The following is an 18,327-nucleotide window of genomic DNA, read 5'->3' on the forward strand; positions in this document are numbered from 1 at the left end:
CCCGGTGGCTTTCTTTTACTTGAACGAAACCCACGTTGTCTGGAGCGTGGCTGATGGGCGTATGTTTCGCCCAAATCTACAGGAATTAAAATGAGCGAAAGCTTTGCAGAACTCTTTGAAGAAAGCCTAAAAACTCTCAATCTTCAGCCAGGCGCAATCATCACCGGTATCGTCGTCGATATCGACGGTGACTGGGTTACTGTCCACGCCGGCCTGAAGTCCGAGGGTGTCATCCCGCTCGAGCAGTTCTACAACGACGCTGGCGAACTGACCATCAAGGTCGGTGACGAAGTCCACGTTGCGCTGGACGCGGTAGAAGACGGCTTTGGCGAAACCAAGCTGTCCCGCGAAAAAGCCAAGCGCGCCGAGTGCTGGATCGTTCTGGAAGCAGCTTTCGCCGCCGAGGAAGTGGTCAAGGGCGTTATCAACGGTAAGGTTAAAGGCGGCTTCACTGTCGACGTTAACGGCATCCGTGCGTTCCTGCCTGGTTCCCTGGTTGATGTCCGCCCTGTGCGCGACACCACCCACCTGGAAGGTAAAGAGCTCGAATTCAAGGTCATCAAGCTGGACCAGAAGCGCAACAACGTTGTCGTTTCCCGTCGCAGTGTCCTGGAAGCCGAGAACTCCGCCGAGCGCGAAGCTCTGCTGGAATCCCTGCAGGAAGGTCAGCAAGTCAAGGGTATCGTCAAGAACCTCACCGATTACGGCGCATTCGTCGATCTGGGTGGCGTCGATGGCCTGCTGCACATCACCGACATGGCCTGGAAGCGTATCAAGCACCCATCGGAAATCGTCAACGTTGGCGACGAGATCGATGTCAAGGTTCTGAAGTACGATCGCGAGCGTAACCGCGTATCCCTGGGCCTGAAGCAACTGGGCGAAGACCCATGGGTTGCCATCAAGGCACGTTACCCGGAAAGCACTCGCGTCATGGCGCGCGTGACCAACCTGACCGACTACGGCTGCTTCGCAGAGCTGGAAGAAGGCGTGGAAGGCTTGGTGCACGTTTCCGAAATGGACTGGACCAACAAGAACATCCACCCTTCGAAAGTCGTACAAGTCGGCGACGAAGTGGAAGTCATGGTTCTGGACATCGACGAAGAGCGTCGTCGTATCTCCCTGGGCATCAAGCAGTGCAAGTCGAACCCGTGGGAAGACTTCTCTGGCCAGTTCAACAAGGGCGACAAGATCTCCGGCACCATCAAGTCGATCACCGATTTCGGTATCTTCATTGGTCTGGACGGCGGCATCGACGGCCTGGTTCACCTGTCCGACATCTCCTGGAACGAAGTTGGCGAAGAAGCCGTACGTCGTTTCAAGAAGGGCGACGAGCTTGACACCGTCATCCTGTCGGTAGATCCAGAGCGCGAGCGCATCTCCCTGGGCATCAAGCAGCTGGAAGACGATCCGTTCTCCAACTACGTTGCTGTCAACGACAAAGGCGCTATCGTTCGCGGTACCGTTAAGGAAGTTGACGCCAAGGGCGCTGTGATCACCCTGGCCGACGACATCGAAGCCACTTTGAAAGCTTCCGAAATCAGCCGTGACCGCGTTGAAGACGCGCGCAACGTCCTGAAGGAAGGCGAAGAAGTCGAAGCCAAGATCATCAGCGTCGACCGCAAGTCCCGCGTCATCCAACTGTCGATCAAATCGAAAGACGTTGAAGACGAGAAAGAAGCTATCCAGAGCCTGCGCGACAAGCCAGCCACTTCGGATATCGCTGCCGGTCCGACCACTCTGGGCGATCTGCTGCGTGCTCAGATGGAAAAGCAGAACTAAGTTCTGTTTGACCTGTAGAAAAGGGCGACTTCGGTCGCCCTTTTTTGTGCCTGCGATTTGCGTTTCGTACCCTTCAGCAGGAACGGATGCCGAACTTAAAAGTGCCTGGTAGGCTCAAAGGCATAAGTGAATACCCAAGGACCTCCAGGGATGAAAACCGTAGTAACCGCGATGCTGTTCGTAGTAGTTGGCCTGACGTCCGGGTGCTCCACCACATCGGTGGTCAAACGAGATTATCGGGGCATGCAGGCGTTGCAAATCAACTGCAGTGGCTTGGGTTCGTCATGGGGCAAGTGCTATGACAAGGCCCATCAATCGTGCCGCTCGGCAGGCTATAAGGTCTTGGCAAAGACATCGGATATCAAAGAGGACCCGGAGGATGGCTTCCTGGGCTGGAATCCCGGCATGGCCAGTCGGACCATGTTCGTGCGCTGCAACAGCCAGGGATGACAGGTCAGGGCGGTGTTGTACGAATAGTTACAATCTTCCGAGTCATCGCACTGAAACCCGCCTGAAGTAAATTAGCAATCGGCCAGCTACTTGGATAGGGTAGGTGGCCTGTCGTTGTTGATCGATTTCGCCGTTACTCCTGAACCCGTGTCCATCCTGAAGTAGACAAGGCCCGAGTCATGAAATTTACCTTGCTCATCGCAGCATTGCTGCTGGTGACCGCCTGCGCAGCCACCTCCACCTCCCACGGCAAACGTGGTAACCGCGGATTGCACATCAACTGTTCGGGACTCACTTCGTCCTGGGCGCAATGCGAGAAAGAAGCCGAGTCCGCCTGTGGACCTGCGGGCTACCGCACCTTGGCCAAGTCCAGTGATGCCAAGGAAGACCCCGATGACTACGTCTTTGGTCTCAACCCTGCCGGTTATTCCACGCGCAGCATGATCGTCAAATGCCGCAAGAGCAGTGCGTTCAAATAGTGCACCGACAACTGATTGCGAAGAAGTCAAGAGTCGGGCTGTTCAAATCTGTCAAGCCATGCTAAAACCTTCTAAGCGCTGATCTAGCTGCTTGATAAAGAAGGGAAAAATATGACGAAGTCGGAATTGATCGAACGTATTGTCACCCATCAAGGTCTACTTTCATCCAAGGATGTGGAACTGGCCATCAAGACCATGCTTGAACAAATGTCCCAGTGCCTTGCCACGGGTGACAGGATCGAGATACGCGGTTTCGGCAGCTTTTCCCTGCACTATCGCGCGCCGCGTGTCGGGCGTAACCCGAAGACAGGTCAGTCAGTAAGCCTGGATGGCAAGTTCGTTCCGCATTTCAAGCCCGGCAAGGAATTGCGCGACCGGGTGAACGAGGATGAAGAACTCGTTTGATCGACGTTGAAGGAGAAGGCTTTGCGTAATCTCAAGAAGTTGCTGCTGGTGCTGATCTTCCTGGCAGTCGCCGCTGCCGTGCTGATATTCTTGCTTGAGAACCAGCAGGCCGTCACCCTGAGCGCTCTTGGGTGGTCCAGCCCTTCGTTGCCGGTTTCTGTCTTCGTATTGGCAGGTGTGCTCGCAGGCATGGTGTTGGGCCCGTTGTTCGGCTGGTATATCGCAGCCACCAGCAAGTATCGCTGGCGCAAGCAGTTGCGTGCCAAGGCTCGCGCCGAGCAACGCGCCGCACTTGCGACCGTGCCTCTTGATTCTGCAGCCGCTACTGGCGCTCCTGCGCAGCCTGTGACTCAGCCGCCTGCAGTGAAGTAAGCACGCAGTCCATGGAAACATTGCGTATCACCGCACTTCCTGATTGAACGGTATTTCATGCGCCGCATGCGCATGTTCTGTTGCACAATAGCCGCAGACTGTTTTCCAGGACTCCAAATGTCACTCCCATTTCCTTTCGGACGTCGCCTCCCAGGCGCCTTGCTGGCAATTGCATGGCTTGGCCTGGCAGGGTGTTCCTCACCCAAGACCGCCATCTACGAACACGAAAACTTTGCCGACTCCGGTACGTTCTCGCGCAACTATCCCGTCAGTGACGTAGCATCCTGCGAGGCCGCCCGGCGTGGATTGCTCAGTCAGGGTTACATCATCACCAGCAATGATCCGCGCCAGGTCAGCGGCCACAAGAGCTTCCAGCAAACCGGCGAGAGTCATCTGGAAATCAGCTTCAATGTGGTGTGCGTAGCCGATGCCAGCAGTGATCACAGTTCCACCGTGTTCGCCAACGCCCTGCAGGATCGCTACGCGCTGAAGAAGGTCAACAACTCCGCCAGCGTGGGCGTGGGCGTGCTGGGTTCGGTGTCGATGCCGATCGGGTCCACCGACGACTCCATGGTCAAGGTGGCCAGTGAAACAGTGGCGTCGGATACGTTCTACGACCGCTATTTCGCCCTGGTCGAGAGCTTCATGCCGGTCAAAGCCAAGAAGGCGGCAGCGCCGCAGCCAGCCCAGGATGAGCTGGGTGTGCCCGACACCGCACCCGCTACTTCCCTGGCGCCTGCGGTAGCGGCGCCATCGGCTGCGCAAACGCCGTTGGCGCAGCCGACGCCGCCTGCCATCCAGGCGCCTCAGGTAGACGCGGTGCCTGAACAGGAGGCCTCGCAGCCTGTGGCACCTCCGGCGCAACCGGCACCGATCGAAATCATGACACAGCCCGAAACGCCGCAGTCAGTCCCCGATGCCGCCCTTGAAACGCCTGCCGCCGACACGCCTGTCTCGCAGCCTTGAAGACCATGTACGTACGGGCCATCAACGGTTCGTGCGGCGGTACTCTCCGGGCGTGACTGCGCACCAGCGCTTGAACGCACGCTGGAAGGCTTCGGCCGAGGTGAATCCCAGTAGATAGGCAATTTCGCCGAAGGCCAACTCGGTGTCACGGATGTAGGTCTGTGCCAGGTCCCGGCGGGTGTCGTTGAGAATCGAGCGAAATTGGGTGCCTTCTTGGGTCAGCTTGCGGCGTAGGGTCCAGGCCGGCATTTTCAGGCAAGCGGCGACTTCGTCCAGCGTGGGCTCGCGCCCGCCATTGAGCAAGGGGCCGAGCAGCTGGCTGACCCGTTCGGCCAAAGTCCGGATACGGGTCAGCCGTTCCAGCTCCTGCTCGCACAGTTGCAACAGATGCTGCCAGGTGCTGGGACAGTGCTCGGGGTTGCGCAGGCTGAGGCTGGCGTGGGTTAGACGCAGTTGATTGTGCTCGCAGCCGAAGCTGGTGTTGGCAGGGTAGTGATCGGCGTACTGCGGCGCGGCGAACTCGATCTCCAGCCGCTGTGCACGCACTTCCTGCCCCGCCAGCACGCTCAGTTGCCGCAGCCAGCCGGTCAGCAGCGAATCCACAACGAACCGGTTGTAGGCGTTGTAGGGGCTGATCGAATAGAAACGTAGCCAGGCGCCTTCGCGGTCTTCATGAAAGCTCGACTGCCCGCGGTAGTTGGCTGCATACAGCGCTTCGAAGCGAATCAGCGTACGGGCGGCTTCGCGCACCGTTGGCGCCTGTGCGGCCGTGATACCCGCCAACCCCGCCTGGCTCAAGCGACTGGCCTGACCGATGCGCAGGCCCAGGGCAGGGTCGCCGGTGAGTGCGATGGCCGCATGCCCCAGGCGCATATAGCGGGCGATGGTCAACCGTGCACCGGCCACGTTGAGCCGACTGGGCTCCAGTCCATATTGGGCCAACAGGGGTAAGGGGTCATGACCGTGGCTACGTACTGCCTCGGCCAGGCTTTGAGTGAAGCCGACCGACAGGTCGCCGAGTTTGATGCGCTGGCCCGTCACGCGCCTAGAGCCACAAGTTGATCAGGCGCGCGCCGCGCCCATCGCCGACTTGCCCGAACCGTTCGCGCTGGCGCGCGAAACTTTGCCCTTCGTAGAACTGATTCCAGAAATGCCCGCCCATGAACACGGTCATGCTGGCCAAGGGCGCGCTGGCTTCGCTCAGACGTTGCCAGGCGTGTGCCTCGCTGACTTCGCGAGATGACACGGCGACATCGGTGGGCGCCGGGCTGATGCGGAAGCCACGCCACGGGCTGGACCAGCGGCCCCGGCCCAGCACCGATGCCGGCACCGCCAGCAGTTGCACGTCCTGCTGGCGTAGTTGGGCGTGACTGGCCGGGTGCCAGCTGTCGGTGCCTATCAGTACGGCGAGTTTTCCGGCCGGGGTGTCGAAAACGTTGAATGGCGCATCGCCCAGGGATTGCACATAGCGCCGGGTAGGGTGACTGGTAAAATGCTGGAGCTGCGGCTGACCGAGGATGGAGCCATCGGTGGCGAACACGACGCTGGCGTTGTACAACGGCCCGCTGTCGGTTCGCAGGCGACCGTCGGCAACCGAAGGCTTGGGTAGAATGATGGAGCCCGCGACCAGCGTCACACCGAACTGCCTGGCGAGGCCGCCGAACAGTTGCTGGTATTGATCGGCCATGCGCGCCGCCTTCATGCGCAGGTAGGCGTCGGCGAAGCGGTCGTCGCCATGGGCTTGGACCAATCCGGCGAGCAGGTCCAGCGGGTTGCTGGCGGCGAGCCATTGTTCGGCATCGCGGCGTTGCGCGGCCTGGTAGAACTCGTTCTTCTCGCCCACGGCCCACAACCAGGTGCCGATGTGCTCGGGCAGCACGACGATGGTCTTGCCGTTGAGCAGGCCGGCGTCCTGGGCGTGTTGCAGATAACCGGCCAGTTTCAGGCGCAGGCGTTCGACACTCTGGTAGTCCGCCGGGAACAGTTCGGGCTGAACGCCCAGTAGATTGCCCCGCCCGGCCGGCACGCCGTCGACCCCCTCGAACGTGACGCGCAGGTCCGACAGGTAGTGGCCTACGGGCCGCTGGGTCGTCCACAGCGCATAGGTGGTCAACGCCGCCAGGCAAAGCAGGGCGACCACGGACATCAGGATTTTGCGCATGAGGGACAACAATCAGCTCCTGTTGGTGAATCCGCACTAGGGTAGACGTCGCGTGCGGCATGATCAATGACTTGTCATTTCCGGTCATTGAGGCAGGCGGCTCAGGTCTTTACTGTCAGACACTCGTCGTGACCGAGCCCGCTGAAAGAGGTTTGGCACCTATCCGTGATCCTGCCTGTGGAGATCCCATGGCCGCTGCTCCCTATCCTCATCTGCTGGCACCCCTGGACCTGGGTTTCACCACCTTGCGCAACCGGAGTCTGATGGGTTCCATGCACACCGGTCTTGAGGAAAAACCGGGCGGGTTCGAACGCATGGCCGCGTATTTCGCCGAACGTGCGCGGGGTGGAGTGGGCCTGATCGTCACTGGCGGCATTGCTCCGAACGAAGAAGGCGGAGTGTATGCCGGGGCGGCCAAGCTGAGCACGCCCGAGGAGGCGGAAAAGCATCGGATCGTGACCCAGGCGGTGCATGAGGCCGGCGGCAAGATCTGTCTGCAGATCCTGCATGCCGGGCGTTATGCATACAGCCCCAAGCTGGTGGCGCCGAGCGCCATTCAGGCGCCGATTAACCCGTTCAAGCCTCATGAACTTGATGAAGAGGGCATTCAGAAGCAGATCGCTGACTTCGTCGCCTGTGCTCGACTGGCCCAGTCGGCAGGCTATGACGGTGTCGAGATCATGGGCTCGGAAGGCTACTTCATCAATCAGTTCCTGGCAGCCCACAGCAACCAGCGTACCGATCGCTGGGGCGGCAGCTACGCCAATCGCATGCGCCTGGCGGTCGAGATCGTCAGTCAGGTCAGGCAAGCAGTCGGTCGCGAGTTCATCATCATCTTCCGCCTGTCCATGCTCGACCTGATCGAAGGCGGCAGCATCTGGGAGGAAGTGGTCGAGTTGGCCCAGGCCATCGAGGCGGCGGGCGCCACGCTGATCAACACCGGTATCGGCTGGCACGAAGCACGCATTCCGACCATCGCCACCAAGGTGCCCCGCGCGGCGTTCAGCAAGGTCACGGCGAAGTTGCGCACGGCGGTGCGGCTGCCGCTGATCACCACCAATCGCATCAACACCCCGGAGGTAGCCGAGCGCATCCTGGCCGATGGCGACGCGGACATGGTATCGATGGCGCGGCCATTTCTGGCCGACCCTGAATTCATCAACAAGGCCGCTGCCGACCGGGGCGACGAGATCAACACCTGCATCGCCTGTAATCAGGCCTGCCTGGATCACACCTTCGCCGGCAAGCTGACCAGTTGCCTGGTCAACCCGCGCGCCTGCCATGAAACCGAGCTCAATTATCTGCCCGTGACCCAGTTGCGCAGGATTGCCATCGTCGGTGCCGGCCCGGCCGGGTTGGCGGCGGCCACGGTGGCGGCCGAGCGCGGCCATGCGGTGACGCTGTTCGACTCGCGCGACGAGATCGGCGGTCAGTTCAACGTGGCCAAGCGCATTCCGGGCAAGGAAGAGTTCAACGAAACCCTGCGCTATTTCGATCGCAGGCTGACGCGCCTCGGCGTGGACGTGCGCCTGGGCGCGCGGGTCGACGTAGCCGCGCTGACAGCCGGAGGTTTCGACGAGATCGTGCTGGCCACGGGCATCGCCCCTCGGCTGCCGGACATCGAGGGTATCGACCATCCCATGGTGCTGGGTTACCTGGACGTGCTGCTGCAACGGCGCCCGGTGGGTCAGCGTGTGGCGGTGATCGGCGCCGGTGGCATCGGCTTCGACGTCAGCGAGTTCCTGGTGCATCAAGGGCCGTTCACCAGCCTTGATCGTGAGGCATTCTGGAAGGAGTGGGGCATCGACCTGACGCTGCACGCCCGCGGCGGTGTGGCTGGGGTTGCGGCGCAGACCCACGCGCCGGCGCGCGAGGTCTACCTGCTGCAGCGCAAGGCGGGCAAGGTGGGTGAAGGCCTGGGCAAGACCACCGGCTGGATCCATCGCGCCGGGTTGAAGAGCAAGGGCGTGCGCATGGTCAACGGGGTCGAGTACTTGAAGATCGATGACGCCGGCCTGCATGTGCGCGTGGGCGGGGGCGAGCCGCGGGTGCTGGCGGTGGACAACGTGGTGATCTGCGCGGGGCAGGATCCGTTGCGCGAGCTGGAGCAGGGGCTGATCGAGGCCGGGCAGCGAGTGCACCTGATCGGTGGCGCGGACGTGGCCGCGGAACTGGACGCCAAACGCGCCATCGACCAAGGCTCGCGCCTGGCAGCCGTGCTGTAGAATGAGCAGCGCGCCGGGTCGGTCCCGTCGCCGCTGCATTCCCACGTCCAGCTTGTCAGGCCCCCATGCTTCTTGATCTACCACGCGCCCCGTTGCAACCCTTGCGATTGTCCTGGCTCGCCGAGGCCGGCATCGAGGCGGCCATACTCCGGCTCGACCTCATCGATCCGCTGATCAGCGGCAACAAGTCGTTCAAGCTCCAGCATCACCTGCTGGCCGCTCAGGCTGCTGGCTGCAGGGGGCTCATCAGTCTGGGCGGTGCGCATTCCAACCATCTGCATGCCCTGGCGGCGGCCGGTGAGCGCCTGGGGCTGCGCACGGTCGGCTTGCTGCGCGGCCGCGCCCAGGTGACACCGACCGTGATTGACCTGCAGCGGTGGGGAATGGAGCTGCACTGGTTGGGTTACGAGGGGTATCGACAGCGCCACCGGGAGGATTTCTGGGCACCCTGGCAGGCACGCTACCCCGATCTGCTGCCGGTGCCCGAGGGTGGCGGAGGGTTGCTGGGGGCCAAGGGATGTGCAGCTCTGAGGGTTCAAGTGCAGGCGCAACTGGCAGATATCGGCTGGGACGATTTCGAGGCATGGTGGCTGGCGGTCGGTACCGGTACGACTCTGGCCGGCTTGGTCCTCGCCGAAGGCGGGCAGCGTCGGGTTTACGGAGCGCTGGCGGTCGGGCCGGGACATGGTGCGCAAGAGCAGGTGAATGCGCTGTGCGGCGAACGGGGTCATACCCTGCTCGATGCCAGTCGCGGCGGCTTTGCCAAGATGGACAGCGCGCTGCTGGCGTTCATGCGCGACTGCGAGGCCGAGGCGGGTATTCCCCTGGAGCCGGTGTACACAGCCAAGGCGTTGTGGGCCTTGCGCGAGGCGGCAACGGCGGGCGTGCTCGCCGCAGGCAGCCGCGTGGTGTTCGTGCACACCGGCGGCCTGCAGGGTTGGCGGGCCGCGCCGTGACGTTTCAGTCGCGCTGCGGCAGCATGCGGCGCAGGGTATTGTCGCCGCGCAGGTAATGATGGCCCAGGCCCAGCAGGCCGTGCAGGCCGATCAGCCAATAGCCCCAGCCGGCGATGCGCATGTGCCATTCCTGCAGGCGCCCACCGAGGTCACGGTCCTCGCCGATCAGGTGAGGCAACTCGATGCCCCAGAACGAGACGGGCCGGTTCTGCGCGCTGAGGATCAGCCAGCCGAGCAACGGCAGGCCGATCATCAAGGCGTAGAGTGCAAGGTGCATCAGGCTGGCCAGGCGGGTCTGCCAGGCGGGGAGAGGCGGAACGATGCGCGGGGTGACGCCCAGGCTTCGTGCCAGCAGACGCAGCCACACCAGCAAACCCACGCTCAGGCCCAGCATGAAGTGAAACTGCACGATCAGTACGCGCGCGCCGCTGCCTCGTGCGAATTGTCCGCGCAACTCGATACACGCATAGGTGGCGGCCAGCAGGGCCAGCATCGACCAGTGAAGGGCGATGGACAGGCTGCCGTAACGCGCGTGGGTGTTTCTCCAGGTCATCGGGCGACTACTCGAGCGGTCATGCACAGGGTATCGGGCCGGCGGTGAACATCTTTAGCCAGCCCCGTGCTTTACACGCCCGGCAGGGCTGGCCAGGGGTCGGCGACCAGGAAGACCCGCTCGGCTTCCTGCCAGTCACCATGAGCGTCGTGGGTCAGACGCACGAGCATCTGCGCGGCGGCGAGTGGGTCCAGTTGCTGCAGCCAGGCGTTGAGCTGGTCGGGCGCCCAGGCGTCGGCGGCAGCGAGGCGAGCCGGTGCCAGCCAGGCATCGCGCGGCAGCGGCTGCCAGCGCCCGTCCGGGCGTTGCTCGACGAAGATCAGCCAATCGCGCTGATGCACCCAGCGTCCGCGCAAGTGGTCGGGGTGGGCATGTTCGGGCGCGCTCGCTGCGCCTGGCCAGGGGTAGAACAGGTAGCCGGCCAGCCACAGGTGGGCGTCGAACTGCTCTATGCCCAGGTCATGCAAGGCTTCGCGGCCCTGACTGGACGTGGAAATGGGCAACTGGTGCTCGGCCAGGTGGTTGAGCTTGCGACCCAGCCGATCCTGGGTGTTGGGGCCCAGCCACTGGAAGGCGTCGTGGCCGTCGGCGGCCACCGGCCCCAGGTACAGCTTGATGGCCAGTTCCAGGTGGTGCACACCGTCGCGGTCGCGAATCACCATGTCGAGCTCGCCCAACGTGTGTCCACCCTTGCGAATCGGCAGGTTGGCGGCGAGCAGCTCGATACCGGGCGCCTGGTGCAGGGCGAATTGCCACAGGCGTTCGTAGTACAGGCCAAGGCGCCGCGTGGGGGCCTGGGCCAGCCAGTCGACCAGGGGTTGGCTGGCATCGTCCAGGGCCAGCAGCCACGCCTGCAAGTCTTCAGGCCGTTCGGCCCAGCGGCTGCCGGCTAGGGGATGGCGTTGCGTCCAGGGCGCTGTGTGCAGCAGCGGCGGGGCGAGGATGACCCACGCCAGATCGCGCACCTGGGGCTGGCGCAGGTGGCGTGGAAAGTCGGCGAGGGCGGCAAATGGATTCATGGGACGATCCCGGTCAATGGCGCGGTGGCTGAAAGGGTTTTGTGCGGCAACGGCTTTACTCCATAATCCAGATCCGTATTTTTGTCCGCAACCGCTGGTTGCGCGACAGCGTTGTGGAATGTGCCTGGCGCATCCCGATAGCCAGAACAGACCCGAGCAGGAGCCTCATGGAGCAATTTCGCAATATCGGTATCATCGGCCGCCTCGGCAGCTCGCAGGTGCTCGATACCATTCGCCGCCTCAAGCGCTTCCTGCTGGACAGGCACATGCACGTCATCCTCGAGGACACCATTGCCGAAGTACTGCCCGGCCACAACCTGCAGACGTCTTCGCGCAAGATGCTCGGCGAAGTCTGCGACCTGGTGATCGTGGTCGGCGGCGACGGTAGCCTGCTGGGCGCGGCGCGGGCATTGGCCCGGCACAACACGCCGGTGCTGGGCATCAACCGCGGCAGCCTGGGTTTCCTCACCGACATCCGCCCCGACGAGCTTGAGGTCAAGGTAGCCGAGGTACTGGATGGACACTATCTGGTCGAGAATCGTTTCCTGCTCGAGGCCGAGGTGCGCCGGCATGGCGAGGCCATCGGCCAGGGCGATGCGCTCAACGACGTTGTGCTGCACCCGGGCAAGTCCACCCGCATGATCGAGTTCGAGATCTACATCGACGGGCAGTTCGTCTGTAGCCAGAAGGCCGACGGCCTGATCCTCGCCACGCCGACCGGCTCGACCGCCTACGCACTGTCGGCGGGCGGGCCGATCATGCACCCCAAGCTCGATGCGATCGTGATCGTGCCCATGTACCCGCACACGCTTTCGGGGCGGCCGATCGTCGTCGATGGCAACAGCGAGATGAAAATCGTTGTCTCAAAGAACATGCAGATCTATCCGCAAGTCTCATGTGATGGTCAGAACCACTTCACCTGCGCCCCGGGCGATACCCTTACGGTGCGCAAGAAATCGCAGAAACTGCGTCTGATTCATCCCCTGGACCACAATTATTACGAAGTGTGCCGGACCAAACTCGGCTGGGGCAGCCGGCTCGGCAACACCGGAGGCGATTGATGCTCGACCCGGCGCGAAGTTACGACCTGATCGGCGATGTGCACGGTTGCGCACACACTCTCGAACATCTGCTCGACAGGCTGGGCTATCGCAAGCAGGGCGGCGTCTGGCGCCATGGGTCGCGCCAGGCGCTGTTTCTCGGCGACATCATCGATCGCGGGCCAAGGATCCGCGAGTCCCTGCACATCGTCCATGACATGGTGGTGGCCGATCAGGCGCGCTGCATCATGGGCAATCACGAGTTCAACGCCCTGGGCTGGAGCACGCCGGCCCTGCCGGGCAGTGGCAAGCACTATGTGCGCGAACATGTGCCACGGCATGAACGCCTGATCCAGGCGACCCTCGACCAGTTCGCTCAGCACCCAGGCGACTGGCATGATTTTCTTGGCTGGTTCTACGAGTTGCCGTTGTTTCTGGATGCCGAACGCTTCCGGCTGGTGCACGCGTGCTGGGACGCAGGCCTTATCGAGCCGCTGCGCCGACAGCACCCGGATGGCTGCATCGACGCGCATTTTCTCCAGGCATCGGCGGTCAAGGGCAGCTTTGCCAGCCAGGTGTTCGACCGCCTGCTGCGCGGCACCGACATGCGTCTGCCCGGTGGTCTCACCCTGACTGGGGCCGACGGCCTGAGTCGGGCCTTCTTTCGGACCAAGTTCTGGGAAGACGATCCGCAAACCTACGGTGATGTGGTGTTTCAGCCTGATGCGCTGCCAGACGAGGTGGCCTGCGCGCCGTTGAGCGAGGAGCAGAAGAACGCCTTGCTGCGCTACGGAGTCGACGAGCCCTTGCTGTTTGTCGGCCACTACTGGCGCAGTGGGCGACCGGCGGCGATACGGCCGAACCTGGCTTGCCTGGATTACAGCGCGGTGCTGTACGGCAAGCTGGTGGCGTACCGTCTGGACCAGGAAACCCGAATCGATCCGCGCAAGTTCGTGTGGGTCGAAGTCGAACGCCCGGAGGCGTTTTCATGAGTGCAATCGCCGTATTGCGTCTGCCGCTGAGCACTGATCTGAGTGGTTTCGTAGGCTTGCTGAGACGTCTGAAGGTGCCCCATCGGGTTAGCGAAGAGCAAGGTAGCCAAGTGCTTTGGGTGCCCGACGAACGCCTGGCGCAGGATATTCGCGACCTGTACCAGCGCTATCCGGAAGGCAACGCCGAAGTCGATCCGCAATTGATGGCCCGGCATGCGCCGGTGCAGAGGCCGGGTTTCGTGCAGCAGCTCAAGGCCAGCCCGGCCACGGCTGCGGTGCTGCTGGCGTGCCTGGTGGTGGCGGCAGTGACCCTGCTGGGGGACAACCTGGGCAGTCTGCGCTGGCTGACCTTTCTCGACTTTCAGGTGCAGGGCGAGTACCTCTACTTCACGCCGCTGGCCGATACCTTGGCGAGCGGGCAGTGGTGGCGTCTGTTCAGCCCCATGCTGATCCATTTCGGTTTGCTGCACCTGGCGATGAACGCGCTGTGGTACTGGGAGCTGGGGCGGCGTATCGAAGCGTTGCAGGGGCGGATCAATCTGCTCGGGCTGACCCTGTCGTTCAGCCTGGTGTCGAACGTGGTCCAGTACCTGGTCAGTGGGCCGAGTTTGTTCGGCGGGTTGTCGGGGGTGCTGTATGGGTTGCTCGGGCACTGCTGGTTGTACCAATGGCTGGCGCCCAACCCGATCTACCGATTGCCGCGTGGTGTGCTGGTCATGATGCTGATATGGCTCGGGCTGTGTCTGAGCGGGCTGGTGAGCGTGCTGGGCTTCGGCGAAATTGCCAATGGTGCGCATGTTGGCGGTCTGTTGATCGGCTGCGCCACGGGCCTCATGGGCGGCCTGCTGGCCCGGCGCAAGTCCCGGTAAGCGTGTCGGCGGTGTGCCTGATGCTGTGCGGTGAGGCAGGACGCGGCTTGCGCCGCTGCTACAGGGGCGCGGGAGCCGCGTTGGTGGTGTAGGGGTGTGCCTGATGCTGTGCGGTGAGGCCGGACGCGGCTCGCGCCGCTGCTACAGGGGGAAGCAAGCCGCGGGGTATGAGGTGTGCCTGATGCGCGTCGGTGGTGGGTGCGGTGTGTTCGGTGCTGCGGGCGGCGGGGTGGTATCGCGTGGAAATCGGGCGGTCGCTCTTTCGGTCCGGGGTAACTGAAGGCACAATGCGGGTCCTTTTTTTGGCTGGCCATGCCGGGGGCCTCGAAATGATCAATACGCCGTACTACCTCATCGACAAACAGAAGCTCCTGGGCAACCTGGAAAAGATCGCCTACGTGCGCGAACAGTCCGGGGCCAAGGCTTTGCTGGCGCTCAAGTGCTTCGCCACCTGGTCGGTGTTCGACCTGATGGAGCAGTACATGGACGGCACCACCTCGTCGTCGCTGTACGAGCTCAAGCTGGGTCGGCAGAAGTTCGCCGGCGAAACCCACGCCTACAGCGTGGCCTGGGCCGACGACGAGATCGAAGAGATGCTCGCCAACTGCGACAAGATCATCTTCAACTCGATCGGCCAGCTGCAGCGTTTTGCCCAGGCCTCGCAAGGCAAGACCCGCGGCCTGCGGGTCAACCCGCAGGTCAGCAGTTCCGACTACCTGCTGGCCGATCCGGCGCGACCCTTCAGCCGTCTGGGCGAATGGGACCCGGTCAAGGTCGAGGAAGTGATCCAGCAGATCTCCGGCTTCATGTTCCACAACAACTGCGAGAACGGCGACTTCGCCCTGTTCGACAAAATGCTGGGGACCATCGAGGAGCGCTTCGGTCATCTGTTGCACAAGGTGCAATGGGTCAGCCTCGGCGGCGGCATTCATTTCACCGGTGAAGGTTACGCACTGGACGATTTCTGCGCCCGGCTCAAGGCCTTTTCGCAGAAGTACGGCGTGCAGGTGTACCTGGAACCTGGCGAGGCGGCGATCACCAACAGCGCATCGCTGGAAGTCACCGTGCTCGACACCCTCTATAACGGCAAGCACCTGGCCGTGGTCGACAGCTCGATCGAAGCGCACATGCTCGACCTGCTGATCTACCGGCTCAATGCCAAGCTGGCCCCCAGCAGTGGCGAACACACCTACATGGTGTGCGGCAAATCCTGCCTGGCCGGCGATATCTTCGGCGAATACCCGTTCGAGCGTCCATTGGCCATCGGTGATCGCCTGTCGTTCGTCGATGCCGCCGGTTACACCATGGTCAAGAAGAACTGGTTCAACGGCCTGAAGATGCCGTCCATCGTAGTGAAACAACTCGACGGTACAGTCGAGGTGGTTCGTGAGTTTGGTTTCGAAGACTACCTGTCCAGCCTTTCGTAAGCGGACAGCCGAGGAGAAGTGAATAAATTGAAGAAGAACGTTCTTATCATTGGTGCAGGAGGTGTCGCCAAGGTGGTGGCCCACAAGTGCGCGCAGCACAACGATGAACTTGGTCGTATTGCCATCGCGTCGCGCAACATCTCCAAATGCCAGGCCATCATCGACAGCGTCAAGGCCAAGGGCAGCCTCAAGCAGCCCGCCGACATCCAGGCGTTCGCGCTCGATGCGCTGGACGTCGAGGCGACCAAGGCACTCATCGTGCAGACCGAGTCGCAGATCGTCATCAACGTCGGTTCCGCGTTTCTGAACATGTCGGTGCTGCGCGCCTGCATCGACACCGGCGTGGCCTACCTGGACACCGCCATCCATGAAGAGCCGGGCAAGGTCTGCGAAACGCCGCCCTGGTACGGCAACTACGAGTGGAAGCACCTGGAAGAGTGCCAACAGAAGAACGTCACCGCCATCCTGGGCGTGGGCTTCGATCCGGGCGTGGTCAATGCCTATGCCGCGCTGGCGCAGCAACAGCATTTCGATCGTATCGATTCGATCGATATCCTCGACGTGAACGCCGGTTCCCACGGCAAGTATTTCGCCACCAATTTCGATCCGGAAATCAATTTCCGGGAATTCACCGGGCAGGTCTGGAGCTGGCAGAACAGCCAGTGGACCAGCAACACCATGTTCGAAGTCAAGCGCACCGACGATCTGCCGGTGGTGGGTTCGCAGAACCTGTACCTGACCGGGCATGACGAAGTGCACTCGCTGTCGAAGAATCTCGATGTGCCCAACGTGCGCTTCTGGATGAGCTTCGGTGAGCATTACATCAATGTGTTCACGGTGCTGAAGAATCTCGGTCTGCTGTCGGAGCAGCCGGTGAAGACCGCCGAAGGTCTGGAAGTGGTACCGCTCAAGGTGGTCAAGGCTGTGTTGCCGGATCCCTCGTCGTTGGCGCCGGGCTACACCGGCAAGACCTGCATCGGCGATCTGGTCAAGGGCAGCCGCAATGGGCAGCCCCATGAGATGTTCATCTATAACGTCGCGGACCACGAAGAAGCCTACGCCGAGACCGACAGCCAGGGCATTTCCTACACTGCCGGTGTGCCGCCCGTGGCTGCCGCCCTGCTGGTTGCCCGTGGCGAATGGGACGTGCAGCGCATGGCCAACGTCGAAGAGCTGCCCGCAGAGCCGTTCCTCAAGGCGCTCGACGCCATGGGCCTGCCGACGCGCATCAAGGACGCCTCCGGCGACCGCGCCTGGGACGCCACTGCGTAAGTCCCGCCAACCGCGACCCCTGTAGCAGCGGCGCAAGCCGCGTCAGGGGTCGCCCAGTTTTTCCAGACACACCTCTGTGGCCGATGACGCGGTTTGCGCCGCTGCTACAGGGGTCGTGGTATTTGGAGGACTACCGTCGGTCTGAGTGCAGGTGGGAATTTTGGAACATCAAGTTGCTATCAGCGGCCTGATATTCCGTGACGTTCCCACTCTCGTTCGAGGCAAAAAACAATGATCAAGACTGACCGTAAATGGATGGTAGCGCTGTGCGCTGCTGGTGTGGCAATGGCTTTGAGCGGCTGCGCGCGTGATCCGGAAAAACGCTCGGTTTCCGAACTCGCCGTGAGCGGTACCAAGAGCATGTTCCGCACCGATTCGGACATGCAGACCGTCCTGAACAAATTCGCCAGCTTCGACGCCAAGGCCGTGGAGAAAATCACGGCCGTCGAGGCTCGGCAGCAACCCACCATTGCCGATGCCGTCAAAGGCGTGCTCGCCGATGAAAAACGTGACAGCGCTCCGACCGCCCTGGTCCCCGGCGTCACCACTCGTGATATCACTGTACCGGGCGCAGCAGGCGCACTGCCGGCCACCGTCTACACCCCCGAAGGCAAAGGACCGTTCCCGGTGGTCCTGTACTTCCACGGTGGTGGCTGGGTATTTGCCGATCGCAAGGTGTATGACGGTGGCGCGCGCGGCATTTCCAAACAAGCCAACGCCGTGGTCGTGTCCGTCGACTACCGCCGCGCGCCCGAAAACAAGTTTCCCGCTGCTCACGACGATGCCTTGGCGGCCTATCGCTGGTTGAGCAAGAACGCTTCCGCAGTCAATGGCGATGCCAAACGTCTGGCACTGGCTGGCGAAAGCGCTGGCGGCAACCTCGCCGTGGCAACCGCAGTCGCAGCCCACAAGGCCGGTCTGACCGAGCCCAAGCATGTGCTGTCGGTCTACCCAGTGGCTCAGTCCAATACCGAGACCGAGTCCTATCGCAAGTACGCCGATGCCATGCCGCTCAACCGTCCGATGATGCTGTGGTTCATCGACAACGTGACCAAGGGTCCGGCTGACGTGAAAGACACTCGCATCGATCTGGTCCACGCCGACCTGAAGGGCTTGCCGCCGGTGACAGTCATCAACGCCGAAATCGACCCGCTGCGCGACGATGGCGCCGAGCTGGAAAAGGCGCTGCGTACTGCGGGTGTCAGTGTCGAGCGCAAGGTTTATCCCGGCGTGACCCACGAATTCTTCGGCACCGCTGCAGTGGTGAAAAAAGCCGAGGAAGCCCAGATGTATGCAGGCGAGCGTCTGAAAGCCGACCTGGCCAAATAATAAAGATCCAGCGTGATAACCGTACGACCAGAG

Annotated in this window: 18 protein-coding genes; 14 read left to right on the plus strand and 4 right to left on the minus strand. The window is 62.2% G+C overall.

Annotated features, from left to right (window positions below):
* Nucleotides 1-90: 90 nt before the first annotated feature.
* The 6 genes from rpsA (at nucleotide 91) to QMX89_RS05775 (ending at nucleotide 4,451) form a co-directional block, all read left to right on the plus strand.
* Nucleotides 91-1,779, plus strand: coding sequence for a 30S ribosomal protein S1 (gene rpsA, locus QMX89_RS05750; protein WP_049861362.1), 1,689 nt, complete (start codon nucleotides 91-93; stop codon nucleotides 1,777-1,779).
* Between the two features lie 150 nt (nucleotides 1,780-1,929).
* Nucleotides 1,930-2,229 carry a hypothetical protein gene (locus QMX89_RS05755; RefSeq protein WP_090357097.1) on the plus strand — a complete coding sequence of 100 codons (300 nt, stop codon included), beginning with the start codon at nucleotides 1,930-1,932 and terminating at the stop codon, nucleotides 2,227-2,229.
* A 179-nt stretch (nucleotides 2,230-2,408) separates the two neighbouring features.
* Nucleotides 2,409-2,708 carry a hypothetical protein gene (locus QMX89_RS05760; RefSeq protein WP_049861360.1) on the plus strand — a complete coding sequence of 100 codons (300 nt, stop codon included), beginning with the start codon at nucleotides 2,409-2,411 and terminating at the stop codon, nucleotides 2,706-2,708.
* A 111-nt stretch (nucleotides 2,709-2,819) separates the two neighbouring features.
* A complete protein-coding gene (ihfB, locus tag QMX89_RS05765) occupies nucleotides 2,820-3,113 on the plus strand; it encodes an integration host factor subunit beta (protein WP_049861359.1) in 294 nt (97 codons plus the stop codon).
* A gap of 21 nt (nucleotides 3,114-3,134) precedes the next feature.
* Entirely contained in the window at nucleotides 3,135-3,485 is a 351-nt protein-coding gene (locus tag QMX89_RS05770) for a lipopolysaccharide assembly protein LapA domain-containing protein (protein ID WP_282347362.1), read from the plus strand.
* A gap of 117 nt (nucleotides 3,486-3,602) precedes the next feature.
* Complete coding sequence (locus QMX89_RS05775; protein WP_282347363.1) at nucleotides 3,603-4,451, plus strand: DUF2242 domain-containing protein; 849 nt, start codon at nucleotides 3,603-3,605, stop codon at nucleotides 4,449-4,451.
* A 21-nt stretch (nucleotides 4,452-4,472) separates the two neighbouring features.
* Here the strand turns inward: QMX89_RS05775 and QMX89_RS05780 are convergent, their stop codons facing one another.
* Together QMX89_RS05780 and QMX89_RS05785 are read right to left on the minus strand one after the other, a co-directional pair.
* Nucleotides 4,473-5,492 carry an AraC family transcriptional regulator gene (locus QMX89_RS05780; RefSeq protein WP_049861357.1) on the minus strand — a complete coding sequence of 340 codons (1,020 nt, stop codon included), beginning with the start codon at nucleotides 5,490-5,492 and terminating at the stop codon, nucleotides 4,473-4,475.
* 4 nt (nucleotides 5,493-5,496) lie between these two features.
* The gene (locus QMX89_RS05785) at nucleotides 5,497-6,612 is read right to left on the minus strand and encodes a nitrilase-related carbon-nitrogen hydrolase (RefSeq protein WP_282347418.1); all 1,116 of its coding nucleotides are present in this window, start codon (nucleotides 6,610-6,612) and stop codon (nucleotides 5,497-5,499) included.
* A 188-nt stretch (nucleotides 6,613-6,800) separates the two neighbouring features.
* Here QMX89_RS05785 and QMX89_RS05790 point away from each other — a divergent pair, with 188 nt between their 5' ends.
* On the plus strand, nucleotides 6,801-8,837 hold the full coding sequence (locus tag QMX89_RS05790; protein WP_282347364.1) for an NADPH-dependent 2,4-dienoyl-CoA reductase: 2,037 nt from the start codon (nucleotides 6,801-6,803) through the stop codon (nucleotides 8,835-8,837).
* A gap of 65 nt (nucleotides 8,838-8,902) precedes the next feature.
* Nucleotides 8,903-9,793: a pyridoxal-phosphate dependent enzyme gene (locus QMX89_RS05795; protein ID WP_282347365.1), complete on the plus strand. Its 891-nt coding sequence runs from the start codon at nucleotides 8,903-8,905 to the stop codon at nucleotides 9,791-9,793.
* A gap of 4 nt (nucleotides 9,794-9,797) precedes the next feature.
* Here QMX89_RS05795 and QMX89_RS05800 read toward each other — a convergent pair whose 3' ends face one another.
* Together QMX89_RS05800 and QMX89_RS05805 are read right to left on the minus strand one after the other, a co-directional pair.
* Complete coding sequence (locus QMX89_RS05800; protein ID WP_282347366.1) at nucleotides 9,798-10,346, minus strand: cytochrome b; 549 nt, start codon at nucleotides 10,344-10,346, stop codon at nucleotides 9,798-9,800.
* 71 nt (nucleotides 10,347-10,417) lie between these two features.
* Entirely contained in the window at nucleotides 10,418-11,365 is a 948-nt protein-coding gene (locus tag QMX89_RS05805) for a DUF1853 family protein (RefSeq protein ID WP_282347367.1), read from the minus strand.
* A 167-nt stretch (nucleotides 11,366-11,532) separates the two neighbouring features.
* Here QMX89_RS05805 and QMX89_RS05810 point away from each other — a divergent pair, with 167 nt between their 5' ends.
* From QMX89_RS05810 to QMX89_RS05835, 6 genes are all read left to right on the plus strand, one after another.
* Nucleotides 11,533-12,426, plus strand: coding sequence for an NAD(+) kinase (locus QMX89_RS05810; protein ID WP_043187749.1), 894 nt, complete (start codon nucleotides 11,533-11,535; stop codon nucleotides 12,424-12,426).
* A complete protein-coding gene (locus QMX89_RS05815) occupies nucleotides 12,426-13,397 on the plus strand; it encodes a metallophosphoesterase (protein WP_282347368.1) in 972 nt (323 codons plus the stop codon). The genes QMX89_RS05810 and QMX89_RS05815 overlap by 1 nt, the downstream gene beginning before the upstream one ends.
* Nucleotides 13,394-14,266, plus strand: coding sequence for a rhomboid family intramembrane serine protease (locus QMX89_RS05820; RefSeq protein WP_122741747.1), 873 nt, complete (start codon nucleotides 13,394-13,396; stop codon nucleotides 14,264-14,266). Before QMX89_RS05815 ends, QMX89_RS05820 begins: the two co-directional genes overlap by 4 nt.
* A 329-nt stretch (nucleotides 14,267-14,595) precedes the next feature.
* Nucleotides 14,596-15,693, plus strand: a complete 1,098-nt coding sequence (locus tag QMX89_RS05825) for a carboxynorspermidine decarboxylase (protein ID WP_282347369.1) — start codon at nucleotides 14,596-14,598, stop codon at nucleotides 15,691-15,693.
* Nucleotides 15,694-15,720: 27 nt separating this feature from the next.
* Nucleotides 15,721-16,965 carry a saccharopine dehydrogenase family protein gene (locus tag QMX89_RS05830; RefSeq protein WP_056843183.1) on the plus strand — a complete coding sequence of 415 codons (1,245 nt, stop codon included), beginning with the start codon at nucleotides 15,721-15,723 and terminating at the stop codon, nucleotides 16,963-16,965.
* A 231-nt stretch (nucleotides 16,966-17,196) separates the two neighbouring features.
* On the plus strand, nucleotides 17,197-18,294 hold the full coding sequence (locus tag QMX89_RS05835) for an alpha/beta hydrolase (protein ID WP_282347370.1): 1,098 nt from the start codon (nucleotides 17,197-17,199) through the stop codon (nucleotides 18,292-18,294).
* Nucleotides 18,295-18,327 lie beyond the last annotated feature (33 nt).

The sequence above is a fragment of the Pseudomonas sp. PS01301 genome (assembly GCF_029960215.1).
Taxonomy (GTDB): domain Bacteria; phylum Pseudomonadota; class Gammaproteobacteria; order Pseudomonadales; family Pseudomonadaceae; genus Aquipseudomonas; species Aquipseudomonas coleopterorum.